The organism is Serratia sp. NA_13, assembly GCF_052691735.1.
On the sequence record NZ_JBQZFV010000030.1, the window covers coordinates 1 to 5,436 of the forward strand.

A 5,436-nucleotide genomic window follows, 5' to 3' on the forward strand; every position below is an offset into this window, starting at 1 on the left:
CGCCGCGTAGCGGCGTCTGTTTTTTTCGCACATAGCAAAAAGCCTCATGCTTTCGCATGAGGCTTTCGACTTTAATTGATGCCTGGCAGTGTCCTACTCTCGCATGGGGAGACCCCACACTACCATCGGCGCTACGGCGTTTCACTTCTGAGTTCGGCATGGGGTCAGGTGGGACCACCGCGCTATTGCCGCCAGGCAAATTCTGTTTCATTCTGGCCGTTACTTCAGTAACCACCAGAACCAATCTCGGAACATTCGCTGAAAATAGAGTATTCGTATCATCCTGATACTCACCCCTTCGGGGCCGCCGCAAGCGGCGTTCAAAATCGTTCCCGACGATTTTGTCTCAAATCAAAACACTTTTGGTGTTGTAAGGTTAAGTCTCACGGATCATTAGTACTGGTTAGCTCAATGCATCGCTGCACTTACACACCCAGCCTATCAACGTCTTAGTCTTAAACGTTCCTTCAGGGGAATCATGTTCCCAGGGAAGACTCATCTCGAGGCAAGTTTCGCGCTTAGATGCTTTCAGCGCTTATCTTTTCCGCACTTAGCTACCGGGCAATGCCATTGGCATGACAACCCGAACACCAGTGGTGCGTTCACTCCGGTCCTCTCGTACTAGGAGCAACCCCTCTCAATCTTCCAACGCCCACGGCAGATAGGGACCGAACTGTCTCACGACGTTCTAAACCCAGCTCGCGTACCACTTTAAATGGCGAACAGCCATACCCTTGGGACCTACTTCAGCCCCAGGATGTGATGAGCCGACATCGAGGTGCCAAACACCGCCGTCGATATGAACTCTTGGGCGGTATCAGCCTGTTATCCCCGGAGTACCTTTTATCCGTTGAGCGATGGCCCTTCCATTCAGAACCACCGGATCACTAAGACCTACTTTCGTACCTGCTCGAGCCGTCACTCTCGCAGTCAAGCTAGCTTATGCCTTTGCACTAACCTCACGATGTCCGACCGTGATTAGCTAACCTTCGTGCTCCTCCGTTACTCTTTGGGAGGAGACCGCCCCAGTCAAACTACCCACCAGACACTGTCCTCACCCCGGATCACGGGGCCGAGTTAGAACATCAAACATTAAAGGGTGGTATTTCAAGGTTGGCTCCACGCAGACTGGCGTCCACGCTTCAAAGCCTCCCACCTATCCTACACATCAAGGCTCAATGTTCAGTGTCAAGCTATAGTAAAGGTTCACGGGGTCTTTCCGTCTTGCCGCGGGTACACTGCATCTTCACAGCGAGTTCAATTTCACTGAGTCTCGGGTGGAGACAGCCTGGCCATCATTACGCCATTCGTGCAGGTCGGAACTTACCCGACAAGGAATTTCGCTACCTTAGGACCGTTATAGTTACGGCCGCCGTTTACTGGGGCTTCGATCAAGAGCTTCGCCTTGCGGCTGACCCCATCAATTAACCTTCCAGCACCGGGCAGGCGTCACACCGTATACGTCCACTTTCGTGTTTGCACAGTGCTGTGTTTTTATTAAACAGTTGCAGCCAGCTGGTATCTGCGACTGGCTTCAGCTCCGAGAGCAAGTCTCTTCACCTACGCGCCAGCGTGCCTTCTCCCGAAGTTACGGCACCATTTTGCCTAGTTCCTTCACCCGAGTTCTCTCAAGCGCCTTGGTATTCTCTACCTGACCACCTGTGTCGGTTTGGGGTACGATTCTGTGTTACCTGATGCTTAGAGGCTTTTCCTGGAAGCTTGGCATCAACTACTTCTGCACCGTAGTGCATCGTCATCACGCCTCAGGGTTGAATGAATAACCGGATTTACCAGGTCATTCCCCCTACACGCTTAAACCGGGACAACCGTCGCCCGGCTAGCCTAGCCTTCTCCGTCCCCCCTTCGCAGTAACACCGAGTACAGGAATATTAACCTGTTTCCCATCGACTACGCCTTTCGGCCTCGCCTTAGGGGTCGACTCACCCTGCCCCGATTAACGTTGGACAGGAACCCTTGGTCTTCCGGCGAGCGGGTTTTTCACCCGCTTTATCGTTACTTATGTCAGCATTCGCACTTCTGATACCTCCAGCAACCCTCACAGGCCACCTTCGACGGCTTACAGAACGCTCCCCTACCCAACAACGCCTAAGCGTCGCTGCCGCAGCTTCGGTGCATGGTTTAGCCCCGTTACATCTTCCGCGCAGGCCGACTCGACCAGTGAGCTATTACGCTTTCTTTAAATGATGGCTGCTTCTAAGCCAACATCCTGGCTGTCTATGCCTTCCCACATCGTTTCCCACTTAACCATGACTTTGGGACCTTAGCTGGCGGTCTGGGTTGTTTCCCTCTTCACGACGGACGTTAGCACCCGCCGTGTGTCTCCCGTGATAACATTCTTCGGTATTCGGAGTTTGCATCGGTTTGGTAAGCCGGGATGGCCCCCTAGCCGAAACAGTGCTCTACCCCCGAAGATGAGTTCACGAGGCGCTACCTAAATAGCTTTCGGGGAGAACCAGCTATCTCCCGGTTTGATTGGCCTTTCACCCCCAGCCACAAGTCATCCGCTAATTTTTCAACATTAGTCGGTTCGGTCCTCCAGTTAGTGTTACCCAACCTTCAACCTGCCCATGGCTAGATCACCGGGTTTCGGGTCTATACCTTGCAACTATTCGCCCAGTTAAGACTCGGTTTCCCTACGGCTCCCCTATACGGTTAACCTTGCTACAAAATATAAGTCGCTGACCCATTATACAAAAGGTACGCAGTCACCTAACAAGTAGGCTCCCACTGCTTGTACGTACACGGTTTCAGGTTCTATTTCACTCCCCTCGCCGGGGTTCTTTTCGCCTTTCCCTCACGGTACTGGTTCACTATCGGTCAGTCAGGAGTATTTAGCCTTGGAGGATGGTCCCCCCATATTCAGACAGGATGTCACGTGTCCCGCCCTACTCATCGAACTCACAATTAATGCATTTTAGTGTACGGGACTATCACCCTTTACTGTGCGACTTTCCAGACGCTTCCACTAACACAAGAACTGATTCAGGTTCTGGGCTCCTCCCCGTTCGCTCGCCGCTACTGGGGGAATCTCGGTTGATTTCTTTTCCTCGGGGTACTTAGATGTTTCAGTTCCCCCGGTTCGCCTCATACGACTATGTATTCATCGTATGATAGTGCAACGAATTGCACTGGGTTTCCCCATTCGGGTATCGCCGGTTATAACGGTTTATATCACCTTACCGACGCTTATCGCAGATTAACACGCCCTTCATCGCCTCTGACTGCCTAGGCATCCACCGTGTACGCTTAGTCACTTAACCTCACAACCCAAAAGTGTTTCCACTTTCGTGCTGCTACATTTGAGAGACTCTATGACAGGGTACTCCTTACTCCAGTACCTCTACGGAGGAGTAAGTTTCAGCTGTCATGTTTCAATTTTCAGCTTGTTCCAGATTGTTAAAGAGCAATATCGTAAACATGACTCGGTAAAGTCATCTTTAAGATGTTTTCGGTGCAGCAAGCACCGGTGATAATGTCTTTCACTCATTATCGGAATGGCGTCCCCAAGGGGATTCGAACCCCTGTTACAGCCGTGAAAGGGCAGTGTCCTAGGCCTCTAGACGATGGGGACACGAAATCCCGATCAGACTCACGTCTTAATCGGTTCGTATCAGCATGAGTCAGAGACTCATTACATCAACAGGTAGCGCTTTTGCTCATTACTTTTCTATCAGACAATCTGTGTGAGCACTTCACGCAATCAATATCATTAGGTAAGGAGGTGATCCAACCGCAGGTTCCCCTACGGTTACCTTGTTACGACTTCACCCCAGTCATGAATCACAAAGTGGTAAGCGCCCTCCCGAAGGTTAAGCTACCTACTTCTTTTGCAACCCACTCCCATGGTGTGACGGGCGGTGTGTACAAGGCCCGGGAACGTATTCACCGTAGCATTCTGATCTACGATTACTAGCGATTCCGACTTCACGGAGTCGAGTTGCAGACTCCGATCCGGACTACGACGTACTTTATGAGGTCCGCTGGCTCTCGCGAGGTCGCTTCTCTTTGTATACGCCATTGTAGCACGTGTGTAGCCCTACTCGTAAGGGCCATGATGACTTGACGTCATCCCCACCTTCCTCCGGTTTATCACCGGCAGTCTCCTTTGAGTTCCCACCATTACGTGCTGGCAACAAAGGATAAGGGTTGCGCTCGTTGCGGGACTTAACCCAACATTTCACAACACGAGCTGACGACAGCCATGCAGCACCTGTCTCAGAGTTCCCGAAGGCACTAAGCTATCTCTAGCGAATTCTCTGGATGTCAAGAGTAGGTAAGGTTCTTCGCGTTGCATCGAATTAAACCACATGCTCCACCGCTTGTGCGGGCCCCCGTCAATTCATTTGAGTTTTAACCTTGCGGCCGTACTCCCCAGGCGGTCGACTTAACGCGTTAGCTCCGGAAGCCACGCCTCAAGGGCACAACCTCCAAGTCGACATCGTTTACAGCGTGGACTACCAGGGTATCTAATCCTGTTTGCTCCCCACGCTTTCGCACCTGAGCGTCAGTCTTTGTCCAGGGGGCCGCCTTCGCCACCGGTATTCCTCCAGATCTCTACGCATTTCACCGCTACACCTGGAATTCTACCCCCCTCTACAAGACTCTAGCTTGCCAGTTTCAAATGCAGTTCCCACGTTAAGCGCGGGGATTTCACATCTGACTTAACAAACCGCCTGCGTGCGCTTTACGCCCAGTAATTCCGATTAACGCTTGCACCCTCCGTATTACCGCGGCTGCTGGCACGGAGTTAGCCGGTGCTTCTTCTGCGAGTAACGTCAATGAACAGTGCTATTAACACTGAACCCTTCCTCCTCGCTGAAAGTGCTTTACAACCCGAAGGCCTTCTTCACACACGCGGCATGGCTGCATCAGGCTTGCGCCCATTGTGCAATATTCCCCACTGCTGCCTCCCGTAGGAGTCTGGACCGTGTCTCAGTTCCAGTGTGGCTGGTCATCCTCTCAGACCAGCTAGGGATCGTCGCCTAGGTGAGCCATTACCCCACCTACTAGCTAATCCCATCTGGGCACATCTGATGGCGTGAGGCCCGAAGGTCCCCCACTTTGGTCCGAAGACGTTATGCGGTATTAGCTACCGTTTCCAGTAGTTATCCCCCTCCATCAGGCAGTTTCCCAGACATTACTCACCCGTCCGCCGCTCGTCACCCAGAGAGCAAGCTCTCCTGTGCTACCGCTCGACTTGCATGTGTTAGGCCTGCCGCCAGCGTTCAATCTGAGCCATGATCAAACTCTTCAATTAAAAGCTTGATTTGCTTCAACTCGTGAAGCGATGCTCGAAAATTAACTTTCGTAATCGTCGTTCTGTTGGGCAAGCCAACGAAACAACGTATTGCTTGGTCACTCTTCAAGACTTGATATTTTTTTGAACCCGAAGGTTCTGGATATCGTCTTGTGGAG

At 51.9% G+C, this 5,436-nt stretch carries 1 tRNA gene and 3 rRNA genes; all 4 read right to left on the reverse strand.

The features are described from left to right. Positions 1-80: 80 nt before the first annotated feature. Positions 81-196: ribosomal RNA gene (gene rrf, locus ACUTSU_RS22405) — 5S ribosomal RNA — on the reverse strand. A gap of 176 nt (positions 197-372) precedes the next feature. Beyond that, positions 373-3,281 (reverse strand): 23S ribosomal RNA (locus ACUTSU_RS22410). Positions 3,282-3,516: 235 nt separating this feature from the next. Continuing rightward, a tRNA-Glu gene (locus ACUTSU_RS22415) sits at positions 3,517-3,592 on the reverse strand. 143 nt (positions 3,593-3,735) lie between these two features. Continuing rightward, positions 3,736-5,278 (reverse strand): 16S ribosomal RNA (locus ACUTSU_RS22420). The 16S, 23S and 5S rRNA genes sit together here with 1 tRNA gene alongside, the layout of an rRNA operon. Positions 5,279-5,436: the final 158 nt, after the last annotated feature.